Origin of the sequence: Marinomonas ostreistagni (genome assembly GCF_016461785.1) — a bacterium.
Taxonomy (GTDB): Bacteria; Pseudomonadota; Gammaproteobacteria; order Pseudomonadales; family Marinomonadaceae; genus Marinomonas; species Marinomonas ostreistagni_A.
This window is the reverse complement of the sequence record NZ_JAEMUH010000008.1, coordinates 1-21,600: the sequence shown is the minus strand read 5'-3', so window position 1 is coordinate 21,600 and position 21,600 is coordinate 1. Positions and strand designations below refer to the sequence as shown.

The 21,600-nt window shown below is 45.8% G+C and carries 18 protein-coding genes; 8 read left to right on the top strand and 10 right to left on the bottom strand.

Going from position 1 to position 21,600, the window contains the following annotated elements; genetic code table 11:
• Positions 1–24: 24 nt before the first annotated feature.
• From panC to dksA, 7 genes are all read right to left on the bottom strand, one after another.
• Positions 25–876, bottom strand: a complete 852-nt coding sequence (panC, locus tag JHD44_RS09490) for a pantoate--beta-alanine ligase (protein WP_199462519.1) — start codon at positions 874–876, stop codon at positions 25–27.
• Positions 873–1,700, bottom strand: coding sequence for a 3-methyl-2-oxobutanoate hydroxymethyltransferase (panB, locus tag JHD44_RS09485; RefSeq protein ID WP_199462518.1), 828 nt, complete (start codon positions 1,698–1,700; stop codon positions 873–875). Before panB ends, panC begins: the two co-directional genes overlap by 4 nt.
• 3 nt (positions 1,701–1,703) lie before the next feature.
• A complete protein-coding gene (gene folK / locus JHD44_RS09480) occupies positions 1,704–2,192 on the bottom strand; it encodes a 2-amino-4-hydroxy-6-hydroxymethyldihydropteridine diphosphokinase (protein ID WP_199462517.1) in 489 nt (162 codons plus the stop codon).
• A 3-nt stretch (positions 2,193–2,195) separates the two neighbouring features.
• Positions 2,196–3,626 (bottom strand): polynucleotide adenylyltransferase PcnB, encoded by a 1,431-nt coding sequence (gene pcnB / locus JHD44_RS09475; protein ID WP_199462516.1) that lies wholly within the window; start codon positions 3,624–3,626, stop codon positions 2,196–2,198.
• A 539-nt stretch (positions 3,627–4,165) separates the two neighbouring features.
• A complete protein-coding gene (locus JHD44_RS09470) occupies positions 4,166–5,581 on the bottom strand; it encodes a sigma-54-dependent transcriptional regulator (protein ID WP_199462515.1) in 1,416 nt (471 codons plus the stop codon).
• Between the two features lie 64 nt (positions 5,582–5,645).
• Positions 5,646–6,527, bottom strand: a complete 882-nt coding sequence (gene gluQRS, locus JHD44_RS09465; RefSeq protein WP_199462514.1) for a tRNA glutamyl-Q(34) synthetase GluQRS — start codon at positions 6,525–6,527, stop codon at positions 5,646–5,648.
• Positions 6,528–6,530: 3 nt separating this feature from the next.
• Positions 6,531–6,965: an RNA polymerase-binding protein DksA gene (dksA, locus tag JHD44_RS09460; protein WP_133564347.1), complete on the bottom strand. Its 435-nt coding sequence runs from the start codon at positions 6,963–6,965 to the stop codon at positions 6,531–6,533.
• 162 nt (positions 6,966–7,127) lie between these two features.
• Between dksA and JHD44_RS09455 the strand changes: the two genes are divergently transcribed.
• Both JHD44_RS09455 and JHD44_RS09450 read left to right on the top strand, forming a co-directional pair.
• Positions 7,128–8,294 (top strand): aminotransferase class I/II-fold pyridoxal phosphate-dependent enzyme, encoded by a 1,167-nt coding sequence (locus JHD44_RS09455; protein ID WP_199462513.1) that lies wholly within the window; start codon positions 7,128–7,130, stop codon positions 8,292–8,294.
• A gap of 120 nt (positions 8,295–8,414) precedes the next feature.
• Positions 8,415–8,837 carry an RDD family protein gene (locus tag JHD44_RS09450; protein ID WP_199462512.1) on the top strand — a complete coding sequence of 141 codons (423 nt, stop codon included), beginning with the start codon at positions 8,415–8,417 and terminating at the stop codon, positions 8,835–8,837.
• Between the two features lie 22 nt (positions 8,838–8,859).
• Here JHD44_RS09450 and lptG read toward each other — a convergent pair whose 3' ends face one another.
• Both lptG and lptF read right to left on the bottom strand, forming a co-directional pair.
• Complete coding sequence (lptG, locus tag JHD44_RS09445) at positions 8,860–9,921, bottom strand: LPS export ABC transporter permease LptG (RefSeq protein WP_199462511.1); 1,062 nt, start codon at positions 9,919–9,921, stop codon at positions 8,860–8,862.
• On the bottom strand, positions 9,914–11,029 hold the full coding sequence (gene lptF / locus JHD44_RS09440) for an LPS export ABC transporter permease LptF (protein ID WP_199462510.1): 1,116 nt from the start codon (positions 11,027–11,029) through the stop codon (positions 9,914–9,916). Before lptF ends, lptG begins: the two co-directional genes overlap by 8 nt.
• Before the next feature lie 128 nt (positions 11,030–11,157).
• On the opposite strand from lptF, the gene JHD44_RS09435 reads away from it, so the two are divergent.
• From JHD44_RS09435 to JHD44_RS09420, 4 genes are all read left to right on the top strand, one after another.
• Positions 11,158–12,615, top strand: coding sequence for a leucyl aminopeptidase (locus tag JHD44_RS09435; protein ID WP_199462509.1), 1,458 nt, complete (start codon positions 11,158–11,160; stop codon positions 12,613–12,615).
• A 273-nt stretch (positions 12,616–12,888) separates the two neighbouring features.
• Positions 12,889–13,338, top strand: a complete 450-nt coding sequence (locus JHD44_RS09430; protein WP_199462508.1) for a hypothetical protein — start codon at positions 12,889–12,891, stop codon at positions 13,336–13,338.
• Positions 13,339–13,424: 86 nt separating this feature from the next.
• A complete protein-coding gene (locus tag JHD44_RS09425; RefSeq protein ID WP_199462507.1) occupies positions 13,425–16,208 on the top strand; it encodes a valine--tRNA ligase in 2,784 nt (927 codons plus the stop codon).
• Between the two features lie 68 nt (positions 16,209–16,276).
• A complete protein-coding gene (locus JHD44_RS09420; RefSeq protein ID WP_199462506.1) occupies positions 16,277–16,507 on the top strand; it encodes a cold-shock protein in 231 nt (76 codons plus the stop codon).
• Positions 16,508–16,562: 55 nt separating this feature from the next.
• Here JHD44_RS09420 and JHD44_RS09415 read toward each other — a convergent pair whose 3' ends face one another.
• On the bottom strand, positions 16,563–16,973 hold the full coding sequence (locus tag JHD44_RS09415) for a CBS domain-containing protein (protein ID WP_199462505.1): 411 nt from the start codon (positions 16,971–16,973) through the stop codon (positions 16,563–16,565).
• Between the two features lie 48 nt (positions 16,974–17,021).
• Between JHD44_RS09415 and tadA the strand changes: the two genes are divergently transcribed.
• Positions 17,022–17,558: a tRNA adenosine(34) deaminase TadA gene (tadA, locus tag JHD44_RS09410; RefSeq protein ID WP_199462504.1), complete on the top strand. Its 537-nt coding sequence runs from the start codon at positions 17,022–17,024 to the stop codon at positions 17,556–17,558.
• Positions 17,559–17,662: 104 nt separating this feature from the next.
• The gene (gene purL, locus JHD44_RS09405; protein ID WP_199462503.1) at positions 17,663–21,559 is read left to right on the top strand and encodes a phosphoribosylformylglycinamidine synthase; all 3,897 of its coding nucleotides are present in this window, start codon (positions 17,663–17,665) and stop codon (positions 21,557–21,559) included.
• Positions 21,560–21,600: the final 41 nt, after the last annotated feature.

The following is a 21,600-nucleotide window of genomic DNA, read 5'->3' as shown; positions in this document are numbered from 1 at the left end:
CTCCCTAATTTGAGTTAAGAGTTATTACGGCAGTTCAACAGTTAAGTTGTCAATCAGCCGCGCTTTGCCTAAATAGGCTGCAACTAAGATAACCAGTCGCTTCTCTTTCTCTGATGGTGTTAGTAAGTCGTGTTGTGCACGTATTTCAAAGTAGTCACGCTTAAACCCCACAGTTTCAAGCTTCTGTTGAGCTTGTTCACAAATGTCTGCGTAACTTACGTGACCTTCTAGGATGTGTTGCTTAGCCCATAGAAGGGTTTGATAAATTGTTGTTGCGGTGTTGCGTTCGGCTTCAGTTAGGTAACCGTTACGAGAGCTAAGGGCCAGACCTGACTCTGCTCGAGCAATTTCTACACCGATAATTTCAACATTGGAGCTTAAATCGCGCACCATGTCTTCGATGACTTTTAGTTGCTGGTAATCTTTGTTACCAAATATGGCACAGTCTGGCATGACAATGTTAAAGAGTTTTGTCACAACCGTGGCCACGCCAACAAAATGTCCAGGACGTGTTGCGCCGCATAGGATATCAGACAAGCCTGTAACTTCGATTTGAGTCTGGCTACGTTTGCCATCCGGGTACATTTCTAACGCAGACGGAGCAAAGAGGAAGTCACAACCATTGCTTTCAAGCAAGGCTTGGTCTTCTTTTAGTGTTCGTGGGTAGCGCTCTAGATCTTCATTAGCGGAGAACTGCATTGGGTTCACAAAGATCGAGGACACCACAACGTCCCCTTCCAGGCGGGCGCGACGAATAAGATCCATATGGCCTTCGTGTAAGTTACCCATAGTCGGTACAAAGGCAATGCGTTTGTCTTGTAGGCGTTCGCTTTTTAGGGCTGTGCGAAGTTCAGCAACGGTATGGAATGTTTTCATGCGTCAAAAGTATGCTCTGGTGCTGGGAAAACGCCGCTTTTCACGTCTGCAACGTAAGCAGCAAAGGCTTGTTCAATCGTGCGTCCTTCGGTCAAAAAGTTTTTCACGAACTTTGCTGGTCGACCCATGTTGACGCCAAGCATGTCGTGCATCACCAAGACTTGCCCATCCGTTTCAGAGCCTGCACCAATACCGATAACCGGCACGGAAACGGCTTCAGTTAAACTTTTGCCTAATGCGCTTGGAATGCACTCGTATAATAAGATGTCTGCACCAGCGGCCACCAATTCTAGCGATTCTGCTAGGATCAAGTCTGCTGCTGCTTTGTCCTTTCCTTGTACTTTATAGCCACCAAGCTTGTGTACCGCTTGTGGTGTTAAGCCTAAGTGGGCACATACAGGAATGCCTCGTTCAGATAACAGGCGAACGGTATCGGCTAGCCAGCTACCACCTTCCAGTTTCACCATGTTAGCACCGGCTTGCATAAGCTTTGCTGCGTTTTCCAGTGCTTGATTTGGGGTGCTATAGCTCATAAAAGGCATGTCAGCCAAAATAAAAGCGTGACTGTTGCCGCGTTTCACTGCAGCAGTGTGGTAGCACATGTCTTCAATGGACACTGGAAGCGTACTGTCTTGACCTTGTACGACCATGCCTAGAGAGTCACCGACCAAAATGGTTTCGACTCCTGCCTGATTCATAGCGTGAGTAAAGGTGGCATCGTAACAAGTCAAACAGGTGAACTTTTCACCGTCTTGCTTCATCTTCTGTAGCTTCGATAAGGTAATCGGACGCGTCGGCTTTTTCGCAGTAGTATCTGAGTACATAGCTTATTCTTCTTTGATCAATACCAAGTCGCTGGTATCAAGTTGACTAACGTGCTCTGCCACGGTTTTGCCATTGTGCAGAAGCATTTCAGGCGCTAGATCAAGCAGGGGACGGATCACGAACCCGCGCTCTAGCATAAATGGGTGTGGAACGGTCAGCCTTGGTAAGGCAATGGTGTCATTGTTAAACAGTAAGATGTCTAGATCAAGGGTGCGCGGCCCCCAGTGGCGCTCACGAACGCGACGGTGATTCTGCTCAATGCTTTGCAGTAGGTCTAGCGTCGCAATGCCATCGAGTGTGGTTTCAAATCGAGCCACAGCATTGGTGTAATCCGGTTGATCCTGTGGGCCAACCGGTTTACTGCCATAAAGGTTAGAGACTTGAAAGTTTGCAATGCTTGGGTGATTTGATAGCTGTTCAATGGCGCTTTTTAATTGCGCTAAAGGGTTATCTAAGTTACTGCCTAGGCCAATATAAACCACATTATTCATTGTTTATGACTCTTGAGAATCGGACGGACGTTTGGCGTTGCTTTTACGGCGTCGTGGACGGCGTCGTTTGGGTTTGCTGGCCTCATTTTTGCGACCGTCAGCTTGATTGACGAGATCACGCTGCTGATTGTCAGGTGCTTCTTGGAATTCTGTCCACCAAGTGCCGAGCCCGCCTAAATCTGTGCCGCTTTGCTCACGGATCAATAAAAAGTCAAAAGCTGCTCTGAAGCGCGGATGATGCAGCAATGTAAAGGCACGTTTGCCATAACGTTTCGGCAGGCGGAATTGTAGGTCCCAGATTTCACGCATAGGAGTTGAGAAACGGCGTGGAATCGCAGTGGAAGCAACTTGGTTATCTAAGACCATAGTAGCTGCTTGGTGTAAAGCAGGAAGTTCTGGTAACCCTTGTTTAGAAAACTCTTCATGACGAAGCGCTACGCTTGGCCACATTAAAATGGCATACAAGAAATAAGGTGCAGTACCTTTGCCAGCTTGGATGCGATTGTCGGTATTACTGAGTCCCTGTTGAATAAAGGCATCTGGTGTGATGTCTTTGCGTTGCCAGCCGCTGTTTAGTAGGGCATCGGTATCGGGGAATAAATATTTAAACAGTCCGTACTCACGAAGGAGTTGAAAGGTTTTGACGCCATAACCACTACCTAGAAGTTTTAATACTTCTTCAAATAAGCGAGCTGGTGGAATGTGATCCAGTAGGTGTGCCATCTCCTTGATAGGCGCCGCCGTGTTCGCTTCAATCTCAAAGTTAAGCTTCGCGGCGAAGCGCACGGCACGCAACATTCTAACGGGGTCTTCTTGATAACGTTGCTTTGGGTCACCGATGATGCGAATTTGTCGCTTGTCGATGTCTTCTAAACCGCCGCAATAGTCGTTGATAGAGAAGTCGGCAATGTTGTAGTAGAGAGCGTTGAATGTAAAATCACGACGTTCTGCGTCTTCTTCAATAGAGCCGTACACGTTATCGCGCAAAATAATGCCATGAGATGAGCGGGCAGTATCTTTGCCTTTTAAAGATTGTCGTTTGTCTGTGTCTTCTGCTTGCGCAGCACTGTTGGCACGAAACGTAGAGACTTCAATGATTTCTCGTCCATAAGTGACATGTACCAACTTGAAGCGTCTACCAATCAAGCGAGAGTTGGAAAACAGTGCGTGGGCTTCCTCTGGCGTGGCATTGGTTACCACATCAAAGTCTTTTGGTTCGATACCGATTAGGTGATCGCGAATACAGCCGCCAACTAGGTAGGCATCAAAACCTGCTTCATGGAGGCGGTAAAGAACTTTTAGCGCATTGGGACTAATGTTCTTTCTAGAAAAAGAATGATCATCTCTTGGGATTTCAAGAGGAAGTTGTTGAGACTCGTCTGAGCCAAATAAGGACGTCGCTTTACGAACCAAAGACCTAAAACCTGCAAGCATTATTTAAAATTCAATAATTGATGGGTTTGGTTATTCTACACGGCAAAAGGTAGAAGATACACGGTTTAAAAATTCAGAGTGATACAAGAAATAGAGATAGAAGAAAAGAATAGCTAGAGAGGCGAAAATAAAATAATCGCTTTGGATACATGAAGATACTAGTTCCGAAAACAAAGTTCGTGCTGCTTCTGCAGTTCTACTCAAGTTTTATTTTTATTATTGCATTGTTTTCATTGCCTTGCGGCTGGCATATCTAAAAAAATCAATTATCCAAAGCGATTTTCCATCCACAGCCTCAAATTTTTATTTTTATTTGAAGAGGCTGCGGTGTTCCTTTGTTTTATTTTTGTTTTAGGAACGTCACACATGATTAACTTATTTTTATTATCGTCAATCTTGTTATCGTTGTGCTTGTTATAAGGCATTTGTTGTGCCAATTTTTTCAATATACTGAAAAATAAGGATTTTTCGAAAAAGTTGTGCACTTTTTTTACGATTTTGCGATTCTTTTTTGAGTGTTTTGGTAACACTTGTTACTTTTATTCTGTTACTTTTCTGGGCACGCCGAGCTTTTGGCGTCTTTCCCAAAGGCTTTTTCTGGAAATGCCCAGAGACTGTGCAAGCTGGGTTTCAGTCATTTTATGTTGGTGCGTCAACACAAAATGCTTGAAATAGTCGTCTAGCGTGGTGCCCTCGATTGCAAAAGAGGAAGAGGGGGCTTGAGCGGTTGTAGTAAGTGCGCCTTTTGTTGCGGCCTGGTGACGCTCATTGCGTTTTAATTTTAAGTTATGCGCTTCGAGTTTGCCTTCAGGGCTTAAAATGACGGCTCGCTCTAAAGCGTTCTCTAGCTCTCGCACATTACCTGGCCATGTGTGTTCTCGTATAGCTGCATCGAAAGCTTTGTTGTAATGAGGTATGGGCTTGTCATGTTTTTTACAAGCCTTCTCTAAAAGAGTTTTAGCAATCAAGGGGATGTCATCGCCACGCTCTCGTAATGCGGGCACGCTAAGCTCCATTACATACAATCGGTAATAAAGGTCTTCACGAAACATCCCGCTCTGGACCATTTGCAATAAATTTCTATGAGTAGCTGTGACCAATCGTATGTTGACTTTAGTTGAGGTAACCGCGCCAACTCTGCGAATCTCACCCTCTTGTAATACCCTTAATAGGCGAGCTTGGGCTTCAAGGGGGAGTTCGCCTATTTCATCAAGAAAAAGTGTGCCGTGATCAGCTGCTACGATGAGGCCATCACGCGCAGAGACGGCTCCAGTGAATGCGCCTTTTTCGTGACCAAATAATTCCGATTCGATCAGATTTTCTGGGATAGCAGCACAGTTAACACTTATGAGTGCTTGGCTCTTACGTTTTGATAGGTTGTGGATGGATTTTGCGACCAGCTCTTTACCGGTACCGGATTCACCATGTATTAAGACGGTAGCATCGGTTTTCGCAATCTTTAACAGCTCGTCAAACAAGATATGCATGGCTGGGCTGTTGCCAATGATGCCGCTTTCTGGCGTTCCTAAAGGTGGTGTTTTGGGGGCGTTTTCTTGATCTCCAAAAAGGTTTATGTCGTTTTTTTGGACGTGTGTGTCTTTTTGTTGTGTGGCTTTGGGTTTTTCTAATGCCTCGATAACTTGTGCAAGAACGGTATCGGGGTCGGTTGGAAGAGGGATAAAATAGTGGGCCCCTTTTGCCATGTATTCTACAGCGGCATTTAAGCTAGGGCGTTGATCAAACACGATGAATTTGTAAGATTGAATAGTGCTTAACGAGTCGTCAGTTAAGGCGTCAGCGTCTACCAAGAGGATCTCAAAGTCCTCTAGTTCGTAGTATTTTTTAGCCTGCTCAATTGATTGGCTTATATTGACGTGAAAGCCGTTTCTGCTCAACCAGCGATCAACTTCTTTTAGCGGTGAATACTCGCTACAAATCACCATTACATGATACATCGTGTCACCTCTTGTAACTTGATGTAACGATTATACCCAGAATGAATGGCGGTGCGAGTGTCGATTAACGTATCAGGGCTTGATCATTTTCCGATAAAGAGAGGTTGGCTTGGGTTAATTGTTGGCGTGACCAGCGCTCAGTCGCCCAAACCAGTAGTTGAGCAATTGAATAGTCACTTGGAATATCTTTGAAACCTAAATAATGCAGCACCCTGCTCAGCACTTTCGGCTCAGCGTTGGGCACCGCTTTGGCGTGATTTTGTTTGCTGATCTTATCGCCGTGTTCATTAATGATTAATGGTAGATGGCAAAGCCTAGGTGATTGCCAGCCAAATTGTTGATACAGCCAAAGCTGCTGTCCGGTGGTTTCTAATAAATCTGCGCCACGGACAATGTCGCTGATGTTTTGTAAGTGGTCGTCGATCACCACCGCCAACTGATAAGAGAAATAATCGTCTTTACGCTTTAATACGGGATGGTTCAGTGGCTGGCTAACATCGAAATGTTGTAGCCCTTGAATAGGATCTGTGAACTCAAATACTCCCTCATCACATTGCGCACGCCAAGAGTGAGGTTGTAGAGTATTGCTGTCGCAACGTTTGGGGTGCAGTCCTTGGGTGTTTTTAAGTGAGGCTCGTGTACATTGGCATGGATACACTAGATTCTGAGTCTTCAGTATTTCCAAATAATGCTGATATAAGTCGTAACGATCAGACTGAATTAGAATAGTTTCGTCTGAGAAAAGCTCGTAGCTGTTCAGGGTCTTAATAATGGCGTGTTGGTTGTCGGTTGAGCAGCGTGAGCCGTCAACGTCTTCGATGCGAATTAACCATGTACCTTGCTGCTGACGAGCATCGAGATAACTCGCAACGGCGCTCAGTAATGAGCCGAAATGAAGCGGGCCGGTTGGCGAAGGAGCAAACCGGCCTCGATAAGCATTAGGCATGTTTTAGTTGCCGATTTGCTTCTCTTTAATCTCTGCCAGTGTTTTGCAGTCGATACACATGGTCGCAGTTGGGCGTGCTTCTAGACGGCGGATACCGATTTCAATACCACACTCGTCGCAGAAGCCGTAGTCGTCATCGTTGATACGTTCGATGGTTTGGTTGATTTTTTTAACCAATTTGCGTTCACGATCACGAGCACGAAGTTCTAGGCTGAATTCTTCTTCTTGACTGGCACGATCATTTGGGTCGGCATAGTTCACAGCTTCTTCTTGCAGGTTGTGTACCGTACGATCAACCTCTTCCATTAGGTTTTGCTTCCAGTTGAGAAGGATGCTCTTAAAATGCGCCAATTGATTTTCGTTCATGTACTCTTCCCCTTCCGCCGCAACGTAAGGAGTAAAGTCTTTCATCAATGATTCAGGGTTTTTACTTGGCATAGTCTTGCCTCACTTCCCAGGTGTTCCTTGTGGTAACCTGTTGACATTAAGTTAAGGTGGTTTAATTTTTCGGGCGGAAAGTTATCAGATAATTTGCGGCAGAACCACAATTTTTGCGCAAAAAGACGATTCTTTTCCAAGCATTTTTAACGAATTTAGTGAATGAGTATGCAGAAATTAGCAAAACGCGTCGAACAAATTGCGCCATTTCAGGTGATGGCGGTGATGGCTCGGGCGAAGCAATTACAAGCCGCTGGTGAAGATGTGATTCATTTAGAAGTAGGAGAACCTGACTTCTCAGCGCCAGAGGCTGTCAATGAGGCAGGCAAAGCTGCGATCAGTGCTGGTAAAACGGGTTATACTGCTGCGACAGGGTTGCCAGAGTTGCGTCATGCGATCAGTGATTTTTATAAGCAGCGTTATCATGTCAGTGTAGCACCAGAGCGTATTGTTGTTACGCCAGGAGCCTCAGGAGCATTGTTGTTACTCAGTTCCTTGATGGCAGAAGTCGGCTCTGAGGTGTTGATGCCAGACCCATGCTATCCATGCAATCGCCACTTCTTAATACAAGTGGGTGCGAAAGCGCGCATGCTTGAATGTGCTAGCGTAAATAACTTTGAAATTGATTTAGACTCGCTTGCTGCACAATGGCACGAGCAGACCACTGGGTTATGGCTAGCATCGCCTGCCAACCCAACTGGCTCAGTGTTGTCACCCGGTTACGTTGCTAAAGCGTGGGACATCGTGCAGCAGAAAGGTGGCCATTTATTGGTGGATGAGATTTATCAGGGCTTGGTTTTTGACGGTGAAGATTTTACGGCGTTAAGCATTAGCGACGACATTTTTGTGGTGAACAGCTTTTCAAAATACTTCGCCATGACTGGCTGGCGCTTAGGCTGGATTGTGGTGCCTGAGTGGGCGATTGAAGGTGCAACTAAGCTAGCGCAGAATTTATTTATATCCGCATCATCCGTAGCTCAACATGCTGCGTTACGTGCTTTTCAGCCGGATGTATTGGAGGAATGTGAGGCGCGACGCCAAACTCTAGCCAAACGTCGAGTAACCTTGATGAAGGGGGTGCAATCATTAGGTCTGCCTATTGCTTCAGCACCGCAAGGGGCCTTTTATGTCTACGTAGATGTGTCGAGTATCACGTCCGATGCCATGCAGTGGTGTTTGGATTTGTTGCAAAAGGAGTTTGTGGCATTAACGCCTGGAGCAGATTTTGGGATGAAGGATGCCCATAAATATGTGCGCTTTGCTTACACGTGCGATTGTGAACGTATTGAACAAGCCTTAGAGCGAATAAAGCGTTTTATTCAAGCGTAAGCCTATTTATTGACCTCAATCGTGTTCTCCTAAGGTTTTCCAAAAGCTGCTTCAAATGCGCATTATTACTCTGCATTATAGCTTGCTATATCGTTTAGCATGTAAGAGTGAAGGGACATAATGCGCAAAGTTCACTTATGGCGTCGTTTGGCGGCGGCCTTTTACGACTCTCTTTTGTTAATAGCCCTGTATTTTATCGTGGGTTGGATCGCTGTGATGGCGAATGATGGCGAAGCGGTGGAAGGTTTTTGGCTGTTCTGGGTGTTGTTGTTGATTGCTTGGAGCTTCTTTGTGAAATTCTGGCGTTACCCTGGCCAGACATTGGGGATGCAAGTTTGGAAGTTCCGCGTGGTGCAAGAAAACGGGGCGCCGATTACGGTGCGTCAGGCAACGGCTCGCTATGTTTTTGCAATGGTGTCATGGGCGTGCTTCGGGGTGGGCTTTTTGTGGGCTTTTATCGATAAGAATCAACAGACTTGGCATGATAAGCTTTCTCAAACACGCTTAGAGTTTATTGATCACAAGCAACGAGATCCGTCATAGGTCTCGTTGCTTTTTCTTTGCTCTAGTGACGGCGCTTCAGTAAATAAATACCGATGATGAAGCACGCTATGATCGGTAGAGAGATCCCTGCAAGAGGGGGCAATGAACTGACTAAGCTAAGCCTTCCCATAATGTATAAGGTGTTTTGAAAAGCTAAGCCGATAAGCACGCCTGAGAAAATTCTGCCGCCCATAGTGGATGAGCGAAGTGGTCCAAAAATAGTTGAAATCGCTACAATTACTAACGCTAACGAAGACAGCGGGCGAAACACTTTACTCCAAAATGCTAGCTCGTATTCCCCTGCATTTAAACCTTGCTCGTTCAAAAAGCTAGAGTATTGATAAAGCTGTGACAAAGACAGGCTATCGGGTTTTTGGGTGGATAAATAAAGGTAATCTGCTTTGAGAGACGAGCGCCATTCTAATGTGTCAGCATGGCTGACACTAATTTGATCGTTTTCAAATGTAGAAGTGGCGATATTGTGGAGCTTCCAGATGTTATCCGTTTCTTGCGTCGCTCGCTTAGCTGTTTGAATGGCTTTTAATTGATCGCCTTCTCGATCATAAATGGTAATGTTATAAAGGTTTCCTTTAGTGTCTGCGGCATCGATGTAGACGTAGTCCCCGTTTGCTTTTAGCCAGCTACCACCGGTGATGGCAAAATCGTTACTTGCACCGACTTGTAATTTATCAACTAAGTTTGCTTTTTGCTCGGCGATAGGAGATACAAACTCGGCAACGAGCAAGCCCGCTAAGGCAAGAGCTAGAACGGGTTTACAAGCTGCGTAACCTATCCGCCATAAAGGAATGCCGGCAGCTCGCATAACAGTTATCTCGGAGGTAGAGGCTAACGCCCCTAGCCCAATTAATGTCCCAATTAGGGATGAGACGGGTAAATATTCAGCCAGCTTACCTGGCATACGAAGCCCTAACACTTGGATCAGAGTTGTCGCTGTATATTGCTCGTTTACTTTCTTCACTTCTTCGATGAATGTGATGGCAAAGTCTAGTCCTAGTAAAACAAACGCGACTAAACAGACGGCAAGGAAGACGCTTTGACCCACATAGCGGTCTAATTTACGCATTCGAATCTCCGTTTAAGTTGGGTAGTTTGGCGGCTTTCCTAGAAAAGACTTGGTTAAACATCATAAACGTATATGCAGCAATAAGAGCGAAAATGCCATGCACCCACCACATCCCTAGTGATAGTGGAATAATTTGTTTTTCAAGTGCAGTACGTCCCCAAATGAGTAGGCCAAGGTAGGTAATAAGCAAGATAATAGCAGGTAGCATCTTAAAGAAGCGTCCCTGTCTAGGGTTAACCTGACTTAGAGATAAGCCAATCACAGCAAGGATAGGGACGATAATGACTAACCCAATACGCCAATGTAGTTCAGCGACCAGTTTGGGTTCGTTGGACTGTAAAAGCTTTAAAGTAGGTTGAGCTTTCTCATCTGTAATATCGCCAGATGGAGAATCTTCTATTCTAATAGCGTACGTATCAAACGTAGTAATGCTGTAGTTCCCTGTTCCGGGTTTGCCTTCATAGCGGACTCCATTTTTTAATACTAAATATTGTAGACCGTCGTGTTCAGGGAAACGCACCAACTCTCCGTACTGAGCTAATGTTTGAGATGGTACATACTGTTTGGATTTTTGGCTGACATCTGAAATAAATAAGTTTTCCATCCAGTCCTCATCAGCCGTAAATCGTTCGATGTAGGTCGCTCGTTGGCCATGCCCTTCAAACTTGCCTGGTTGAAGAAAATCAAAGGCGGTTAGCTTGTCTTGTTCTTGGGTGATTTCTTGCGCCTTATATTCAAAGCTAGGCGATATCCAGAAGTTGATGGCAGCAGACAGTACTGTAATAAAAAATGCAATACCCAAGGTGTATCCTGCCAGCTTGAGTTTGCTGATGCCGCTTGCAAATAGAATGGACATTTCATTCTCAATATATAAACGACCATATGCTAATAATAGTGAAAGGAAAAAAGCCAAAGGTAAAATGACTTGAATGAAGCTTGGGATATGTAGACCCAATAATATAAAAAGGAAGTCAAAGCTCATTCTGCCATCTGCGACGCGACCTAAATAGTTAAAGATGCGTCCACTTAAAATGACAAGAAGTAAGATGAGGGTCACTGCTGCGGTTGACACCAACACTTCTTTAGCCAAGTATCTGAATAGTTTCAAAGGAACCTCTACTGGAGTTCTAGCGTGACTTCAGGTGATCGCTACTAAAAATTAAACGGCCAGTATTATCTCGATAGTTGCCGTAGGTAGCCAGTATTTTAGAAAGATTATTGAATTGGATGGGAAATATGAAAACAGAATTGTTCAACAATGTTGCTGATGTTCAAGCTGACCTGCTTGTCGTTTTTGTTCCAAGTGAAGGTGTATTGCCAGCAGCAACGGCTCAAGCGGACGAAAAAGTTAATGGTCAAATTACCGCGCTACGCGAACAAAGCGTTTTCAAAGGTTCAGTTGCTCAAACACTTCTATTGCCAAGTGTTGTAGAAGGTCAACCATCGTTATTACTGGTTGGAACAGGTAAAGATGCACTGACTGACATGAATGTTAAAAAAGTGGCAGCAGCGGTTGGTAGTCAAATTAAATCGCTACCGTATGCGACAGTTGCCGTTGCAGCAAGTGCTCTGACTGTGAAAGAACGCAGTGCTGACAATGTAGTAACGCTTCTAGCTCAATGGTTAAACGAAGCGTTTTATGAGTTCTTAGGCTTCAAGCAATCTGATGCGGAGAAAGTCAATAAAGTTGAAACGTTGTTAATCGAAGGCGCAAATGAAGATGCACTTAAAGTTGGTGTAGCGACGGCTGCGGGTTCTGCCTTTACTCGCCAGTTAGGTAATTTGCCAGGCAACGTTTGTACGCCAGCTTACCTTGCTTCAAAAGCTCAGCAGTTAGGAGAAGATTACGACATCGAGATCGAATTGCTAGACGAAACCAAAATGGACGACCTGGGCATGCACTGTCTACTGTCTGTTGGTCGAGGTAGCGATCAGCCAAGTTACCTAATCGTCATGCATTACCGTGGCGGTAAAGAAGACGAAGCGCCGCATGTATTGCTAGGCAAAGGCATTACCTTTGATACAGGTGGTATTTCATTGAAGCCAGGTGCGAAGATGGATGAAATGAAGTACGACATGTGCGGTGCGGCAAGTGTGTTTGGTACGATGAAAGCCATCTGTGAGCTTAAGCCTGCATTGAACTTCACGGCTGTGATTGCTGCGGCTGAGAACATGCCAAGTGGTCGTGCAACGAAACCCGGTGACATCGTGAAAACTATGTCAGGCAAGACGGTTGAAGTATTAAACACAGATGCGGAAGGTCGTTTGGTTTTGTGTGATGCATTGACTTACATTGAACGCTTTAAACCTCAGTCAGTCGTTGATATCGCAACTCTAACTGGTGCGTGTATTGTGGCGCTTGGTAGTGTGAACACGGGTATGTATGCCAACAAGCAAGAAGTAGCGGATGCCTTAAAAGCAGCGGGCAAAGATGCTGCCGATAAACTATGGCAGATGCCGCTAGATGAAGAGTACCAGCAGCAGTTAGACAGTAATTTTGCGGATATGGGTAACATTGGCGGTCCTGAGGCGGGCTCGGTAACGGCGGCATGTTTCTTGTCTCGTTTCACTGAAAGCTATCCATGGGCACACTTGGACATTGCAGGTACAGCATGGACTGGCGGTGCAGCAAAAGGTGCGAGTGGTCGTCCGGTAGGTTTGTTGACTCAGTACTTATTAAGCAAAGTAAACTAGAGAGTTAATTCAACCCATGAAAGCCCTGTTGTGATCACTTACGACAGGGCTTTTTAGTTTGGTATGTCTGTAAACATTTGTTGTATAGGTAAATAGGAGTTCTCTGTATCCTTTCGTATATCTTGGCTGGGTATAGTTAAAGTTAATTGGCTCTTGTGTGAGATAGGGTGGACTTTTATGGACGTCAGTGCGAAAGTTGTACAATTAGATTGTTGTGGTTGGGCGTGTGGTTGATTCTGATGCGCCCTTTACATAAGTTGTTTGTGGTTTTTTATGTCTGATGTGCTTTCTGATGCTCAAATGTATTTGTCAGAACCAGATGAAACGGTTTTGACGGCAGCGCTACGTAATAAAGATGACATTCCTATTCTTATGGATGTTGTAGGAGATGACGATGTCTCAACGCCTGTTAGTCAAGAAACTCATTTAAAGAAGTCCTTATTTAGGGATAGTTCTGACCTTGAGCCCACTGAAAATCAGGTTGCTGATGCTGTTTTTGAAAAAGTATCCACTTTAACAGATGCCACACTCAAGAAATCTGATGAATCTACTCCTGATAATCAGCATAAACCTTCTATAGATCTTGCGGAGACAAGGAATGAAACTGACATCTTCGCGTCTAAGCAACTTATTGAAAATGCGATAAGAAGAGTGCTTGAAAAGCGTTTGCCGGAACTGGTTTCAGAAGTTCTACTGGAAATTGAGCAAGGCAAGCGTTCTTAATAGTTTGTTGACTTTCTCGGTCGCCATGTAAGCGTTATAATTCCCACAACTTTAATTTTGCCATCCAAGAGCTTTAAGACACCATAATGGAAAAGACTTACCAACCTCAGAGTATCGAACAGCCAATTTATACGCGCTGGGAAGAAAATAATTACTTCGCCCCTAAGGGTGACGGCACACCGTTTTCTATCATGATTCCACCGCCAAACGTCACGGGTAGCCTACACATGGGCCATGCGTTCCAGCATAGTTTGATGGATGCCATGATTCGTCGTGCACGTATGCAAGGTAAACGCACATTATGGCAGCCAGGTAGCGACCACGCGGGTATCGCGACTCAGATGGTAGTTGAACGTCAATTGGCAGCGCAAAACCAAACGCGTACTGAGCTAGGCCGTGAAAAATTCCTAGAGAAAGTCTGGGAGTGGAAAGGTCAATCAGGCGGTACAATCTCTGATCAAATGCGTGTCTTGGGTGATTCTGTAGATTGGAGTAAAGAACGCTTCACTATGGACCCAGGTATGTCTGCTGCGGTTCAAGAAGTTTTCGTTCGTTTATACGACGAAGGCATTATTTATCGTGGTCAGCGTCTTGTTAACTGGGATCCAAAATTACACACAGCCATCTCTGACCTAGAAGTATTGTCAGAAGAAGAAAATGGCTTTATGTGGCACTTCCGTTACCCGCTAGCTGACGGCGTGAAAACAGCGGACGGCAAAGATTACATTGTTGTGGCGACAACGCGTCCAGAAACCATGCTAGGTGACTCTGCTGTAGCCGTTGCTCCAGATGATGAGCGTTATGCTGATTTAGTAGGTAAAGAAATTCTATTGCCGTTAGTTGATCGTCGTATTCCAATTATTGCTGATGAATACGTAGACAAAGAATTTGGTACAGGCTGTGTGAAAATCACCCCTGCCCACGATTTCAATGACTACGAAGTGGGTAAGCGTCACGATCTGCCAATGCTAAACATCTTCACTGATGATGCGGCAATTAATAACGACGCACCAGAAAAATACCGTGGCCTTGATCGTTTCGATGCTCGTAAAGTCATTGTTAAAGATTTCGAAGAGCTAGGCCTGCTTGAGAAGATTGATGACCACAAGCTTAAGGTGCCGCGCAGTGAACGTGGTAACACAGTGGTTGAACCATACCTGACTAATCAATGGTACGTAGCGGTTGAATCATTGGCTAAGCCAGCGATCGAAGCGGTTGAGAATGGCGACATTCAATTCGTACCAAAGCAGTGGGAAAACACCTACTTTGCTTGGATGCGTGATCTACAAGATTGGTGTATCTCTCGTCAACTTTGGTGGGGGCACCAAATCCCTGCGTGGTATGACGCAGAAGGTAACTTCTATGTAGGTCAAGACGAAGCGACTGTTCGTACTAAGTACAATCTAGCGGCTGACCTTGAACTGACTCAAGATGAAGATGTACTAGATACTTGGTTCTCTTCCGCGCTATGGACCTTTGCAACACAAGGTTGGCCTGAGCAAACGGAAGATCTAGACCTGTTCGGTGAGTCTGATGTTCTGGTAACAGGTTTCGACATCATTTTCTTCTGGGTTGCTCGTATGATCATGATGACCCTGAAGTTCACTAACAAAGTGCCGTTTAAAACCGTTTACATCACTGGTTTGATCCGTGATGAACGTGGCGACAAAATGTCTAAGTCAAAAGGTAACGTGATCGATCCATTGGATTTGATCAATGGTATCGACCTAGATGCGCTGGTTGCAAAACGTACTTACGGTATGATGCAACCACGCTTGGCGGAAAAAGTTGAGAAAAACACTCGTGAGGCTTACCCAGAAGGTATGCCTGCATACGGTACTGATGCATTGCGCTTTACTCTGTGCTCGCTCGCATCGGGTGGTCGTGATATTAAGTTCGACCTAAACCGCTTAGAAGGTTACCGCAACTTCTGTAACAAGATTTGGAACGCAGCTCGTTACGTATTAATGAACACAGAAGGTAACGACTGTGCGCAGAACGGTGGCGAAGTTGAGTTGTCTCTAGCGGATAAGTGGATCATTTCGCGTTTGCAGCATGCGGAAGATGCGGTAAATAAAGCTTACGACACACACCGTTTTGATTTGGCGGCGCAAGCTATCTATGAATTCATGTGGCATGAGTACTGTGACTGGTATCTAGAGCTGTCGAAACCAGTGCTTTGGGATGAAAATGCAACGCCAGCACAGCTTGCTGGCACTCGTAGTACATTGGTTCGTGTATTGGAAGCATTCCTTCGTCTTGCACACCCAATGATGCCGTTCATTACAGAGGAAATCTGGCAGCGTGTTGCTCCGCTAGCGGGTCAAACGGGCGAAACTGTTATGACGCAAACGTTCCCTGAAACAGAGACTTCTAAGATTGATGTAGAAGCAGAAGCTGATGTGGAATGGTTAAAAGGCGTTATTGAAGGCGTTCGTAATATCCGTGGTGAGATGAATATTGCTCCGTCTAAGCCGTTGGAGATTTTCTTCCGTAATGGCTCCGCGCAAGACAAAGCGCGCATGGAGGCTAACTTAGCTTTCCTACAGAAACTTGCGAAGATTGAGTCGATCAATTGGCTTGAAGCTGGCGCTGAAGCACCAATGTCTGCGACTGCGCTAGTCGGTGAGATGGAAGTATTGGTACCAATGGCTGGTCTGATCGATAAAGAAGCAGAGCTTGCACGTTTGCAAAAAGAAATCGACAAAGCGAGTAAGGACCTTCAGCGTATTGAAGGTAAGCTTGGAAATGAATCTTTCGTAGCAAAAGCACCTGCGGCAGTTGTTGAGAAAGAAAAAGCGAAGTGTGAAGACTTAAAGTCGGTTGTCGCGAGGCTTGAAGAGCAAAAAACAAGCATCGAGTCGCTGTAATCTAGTACGCTCAGGTGGCGTTGGCGTCACCTGAGTGGTTGGCTTAAAAAAATAACAAGAGGTGGTCAATGACAGAGCGTTTTTTCGGTAAGGTACGCTGGTTTAACGACACAAAGGGGGTTGGCTTTATTAAGCGCGATGATCAGCCTGATGTGTTTGTGCATTATAAAGCGATAATGTCTGAAGGTCATAAAACCTTGAAGAAAGGACAGTCTGTTAGCTTTTCCATCACGGAAACGGATTTTGGTACGCAAGCCGCTGATGTTATTTTAGAGAAAAGACCAACAGCAGATATTTGATATCTATCTCAAAAAAACCAGCCAGTGCTGGTTTTTTTATCTTCAAATTAAAGCTCTATAGCATGCTATGAGCAAGTTTCACAAAGTCTACAGGGCTTAGAATTCCAACAAGCTTATCGTGTTCAACAACAGGTAAACTACCGTACTTGTTTTCAATGAAGAATTCCGCCGCTGCTTTTAACGACATACCTGGTTCAATACTAAGTATGTCTTTGTTCATGGCATTGCGTACAGGTGTCTGTTCCTCTTTTTTTGTGAGCTGTTGGGTGCCGAACTGGCTCACTAAATAAAATGCGTGTTTTAGGTATTCTCTTTGTGTGAGCATACCTAAGCAGGCGCCTTCATCATTAACGACTGGCAGGTTTCGAATGTTCTTTTCTGCCATCAGAGCTTTTGCTTTGGCCATTGAGTCGCTTTCTTTAAGAGTGACTAAATTGGTAATCATTAAATCAGCTACAGTTTGCACGCTTCAAACTCCTTGTATAATAGTTTTCTTGAGTGTAGGAGATTTGAAATGCCGAGTGCAATAGACCCGAGTCATTCTCAAGCAGAGATTGATGCGTATTGGATGGCGAAAGCCCTAGAATTAGCAATGAGAGCAGAAGCGGAAAGTGAAATTCCTGTCGGAGCTATCATCGTGCTGAATGGAAAGATTATTGGTCAAGGCTTTAACTCACCTATTCATACTTGTGACCCGACCGCTCATGCGGAGATTCAGGCGATTCGGGATGCTTGTAGAAACGTCAATAATTACCGTTTGCCAGAAGCCACTCTATACGTCACATTGGAACCTTGCTCCATGTGTGCTGGCGCGATTGTGCACAGTCGTATTGCTCGTGTGGTCTATGGCGCGACAGAACCAAAGAGCGGTGTTATTGAAAGTCAGCAGCGATTTTTCTCTCATCCTTTCCTGAATCATCGAGTAGAGTCATCGGGAGGTGTGCTAGCGGAGCAAGCAAGCTCACAGCTCTCAAACTTTTTTCAATATCGTCGTGAGCAAAAAAAGCGCTTAAAACAACAAGCTAAAGCGCAAGTTGACGATACTGAGTAAGGAAAGTCGTCATATTAAGCAGACTATGCTGGCTTCAAAACGCCCCAATGATTTAAAATACGCGCAAATTTTTCCCCAAACTACCACATGAGGCAAAACTCGACATGCTGACTCTGCATGGTTCCGCAGCGCTTTCTGCGTTTCGCAAAGCTAAGCTTTTAGCAGGTCTACAAGATCTGCATCCATCCATCACAGATATCGATGCCCAGTTTCTACATTTTGTTGAGCTAAAGTCAGGTCAGGCACTGACATCAGAGCAACAAGCGGTGTTAGAACAGGCTCTGACTTACGGGGCTAAGTCTGCGCCGATTCAAGTATCTGATAACTACGTTTTGGTAGTACCTCGTCTAGGTACCATCTCTCCATGGTCTTCTAAAGCAACGGATATCCTGCATAACTGTGGTCTTGAGTTAGTCGAGCGTGTTGAGCGTGGTGTTCAGTACTTTGTGCATGCAAATGAAGCATTGTCTGATGTACAACGTGGTGAAGTCGCAGCACTACTTCATGACCGTATGACTGAAAGCGTACTGTTAGATGTAGCGGTAGCGGAAACAATGTTCAGTCATGCAACACCAGCACCAATGACCAGCGTGGATGTGCTAGGCGGCGGCCGCGATGCATTGGTAGAAGCTAACCAAAAGCTTGGTCTAGCTTTGGCGGAAGACGAAATTGACTACTTGGTAGAGTCATTCAAAGAATTGGGCCGTAACCCAAATGACGTAGAGCTAATGATGTTTGCTCAAGCGAACTCTGAACACTGTCGTCACAAGATCTTTAACGCTTCTTGGACAATCGATGGCGAAGAACAAGAGCGTTCTTTGTTCAAGATGATCAAGAACACACACGAGCACAACCCAGATGGCACGTTGTCAGCTTACAAAGACAACGCTGCGGTGATGGAAGGCCACAAAGCAGGTCGTTTCTTCCCGAACTCTGAAACTCGTGAATACGATTTCTCGCAAGAGAACATCGACATTTTGATGAAGGTTGAAACTCACAACCACCCGACAGCGATTGCTCCATTTGCCGGTGCAGCAACAGGTTCTGGTGGTGAGATCCGTGACGAAGGCGCGACAGGTATCGGTGCGAAGCCTAAAGCGGGTCTAACAGGGTACACGGTTTCTGACCTGAAACTTCCTGGTTTTGAACAACCATGGGAAAGTCAATACGGTAAGCCAAGCCGTATCGTGACGCCACTGGACATCATGATCGAAGGTCCTATCGGTGGCGCGGCATTTAACAACGAATTTGGTCGTCCAAACCTACTAGGTTACTTCCGTACTTTCGAACAGAAAGTAGAAGGCCCTACAGGTGATGAAGTGCGTGGTTACCATAAGCCAATCATGCTTGCCGGCGGTATTGGTAACATCCGTCGTGAGCACGTTGAAAAAGACGAGATCCAAGTAGGTTCTAAACTAGTCGTGCTAGGTGGTCCTGCTATGTTGATCGGTCTTGGTGGTGGCGCAGCATCATCTATGGCCTCTTCTGACGGTAACGAAGATCTAGATTTCGCTTCGGTGCAACGTGGCAACCCAGAAATGGAGCGTCGTTGTCAGGAAGTAATCGACCGTTGTTGGCAGCTTGGTGACAAGAACCCAATCAGCTTCATCCACGACGTGGGTGCTGGTGGTCTATCTAACGCTTTGCCAGAGCTTGTAAAAGACGGCGAGCGTGGCGGTAAGTTCGATCTACGAAAGGTATTGAACGACGAACCAGGCATGTCACCACTAGAGATCTGGTGTAACGAATCGCAAGAACGCTACGTCATGGCAATTCCTGCTGACCGCATTGATGAGTTCGCTGCGATCTGTGAGCGTGAGCGTTGTCCGTTTGCTGTGGTTGGTGAAGCGAAAGAAGAACTACATCTGGAAGTGGAAGATCCACACTTTGACAACAGCCCAGTTGACCTACCAATGTCAGTACTATTTGGTAAGCCACCTAAGATGCACCGTGAAGCGACTAAAGCCGATGTTAAAGGCGATGACTTTGACGGTTCTGAGCTGGATCTTGCTGAAGCAGCGAAGCGCGTACTTAGCTTGCCAACGGTTGCGTCTAAGAGCTTCTTGATCACTATCGGTGACCGTACGATCACAGGTATGGTGGCGCGTGACCAGATGGTTGGTCCATGGCAGGTGCCGGTAGCTGACGTTGCGGTAACGACTTCATCACTAGATAGCTACACTGGTGAAGCAATGACAATGGGTGAGCGTACGCCTGCAGCACTATTGAATGCACCAGCCTCTGGTCGCATGGCAGTAGGTGAGGCGCTAACCAACCTTGCAGCAGCGAAAATCACCAAACGTAACCACATTAAGCTATCGGCAAACTGGATGGCGGCTGCGGGTCACGCAGGTGAAGACGAGAAGCTATACCAAACGGTTAAAGCCGTAGGTATGGAACTGTGTCCTGCACTGGATATCGCGATCCCTGTGGGTAAAGACTCTATGTCGATGAAGACGGTATGGAAAGAAGACGGCGAAGAAAAAGCCGTTACTTCACCATTGTCTCTAGTGATTTCAGCGTTTGCACCAGTGGAAGACGTTCGTAAGACGCTAACACCTGAGCTTAAGAAAGCTGACAGCCAATTGATTCTTCTAGATCTTGGCGCGGGTCAAAACCGTCTAGGTGGTTCGGTACTTGCTCAAGTGTTTAACAAAGTAAGTAACGCAACACCTGACGTTGACAGTGCAGCAGTACTGGCTGGCTTCTTTGATACGACTCAAGCCTTGAACGCTGAAGGTAAGTTGCTTTCTTACCACGACCGTTCTGACGGTGGTCTATTCGCAACGCTGACAGAAATGTCGTTTGCTAGCCACATCGGTCTAGACGTTGACCTAACAAATGTAGCGAAAGATAAAGCGTCTCTAGCAGCGACGTTGTTCAACGAAGAACTAGGTGCGGTAATCCAAGTCGCGAACAGCGAAGTGGATGCAGTCCTAGCGGCTTACCAAGCAGCGGGTGTTTCTGCGACAGCGGTTGCTACACTAAACGATAGCGATACCTTGAACTTCGCTTTCCAAGGTGAGCAAGTGCTTTCTCAAGATCGTGTGACTTGGCAGCGTACTTGGTCTGAAACAAGTTACCGTATCCAAGCATTGCGTGATAACCCAGAATCAGCACAGCAAGAATTCGATAACCTGCTAGATGCCAAAGATCCAGGTCTATCTGCGAAGCTAAGTTTCGATATCAATGCTGATGTTGCAGCGCCTTACATCAATACTGGTGCGAAACCTCGCATGGCCGTATTGCGTGAGCAGGGTGTAAATGGTCAAGTGGAAATGGCGGCAGCCTTCCATAAAGCTGGCTTCAACCCAGTGGATGTTCACATGAGTGACATTCTATCTGGTCGTGTTTCACTAGAAGAATTCCATGGCCTAGTGGCTTGTGGTGGTTTCTCTTACGGTGACGTGCTAGGTGCCGGTGAAGGTTGGGCGAAGTCTATCCTATTTAACACACGTGCACGCGAGCAGTTCGAAGCATTCTTCAACCGTCAAGAAACCTTCTCACTAGGTGTGTGTAACGGTTGTCAGATGCTGTCTAACTTGCATGACTTGATCCCAGGTGCGCAAAACTGGCCGAAGTTCGTACGTAACCAATCCGCTCAGTTCGAAGCACGCCTAGTTCAGGTAGAAGTGAAAGAGTCTAACTCTGTTCTACTTGCAGACATGGCTGGTTCGATTATGCCGATTGCGGTTGCTCACGGTGAAGGTCACACGGAATACCGTGATGATGCACACAAAGCGATCCTTCAAGCTAATGGTCAAGTAGCACTTCAGTATGTTGACCACTACGGTCAAGCAACGGAACGTTACCCATTCAACCCGAACGGTTCTGCTGAAGGTATCACTGGTCTAACATCTGAAGATGGTCGAGTGACTATCATGATGCCTCACCCAGAGCGTGTTTACCGTGCGGTACAACACAGCTGGAAACCAGAAGGCTGGCAAGAGCAAGGTCCTTGGTTGCGTCTATTCCAAAACGCACGCAAGTTCCTAGGCTAAGCACTTAGCCATAGAGCATTTTAAAGCCCGCTACTTAACTG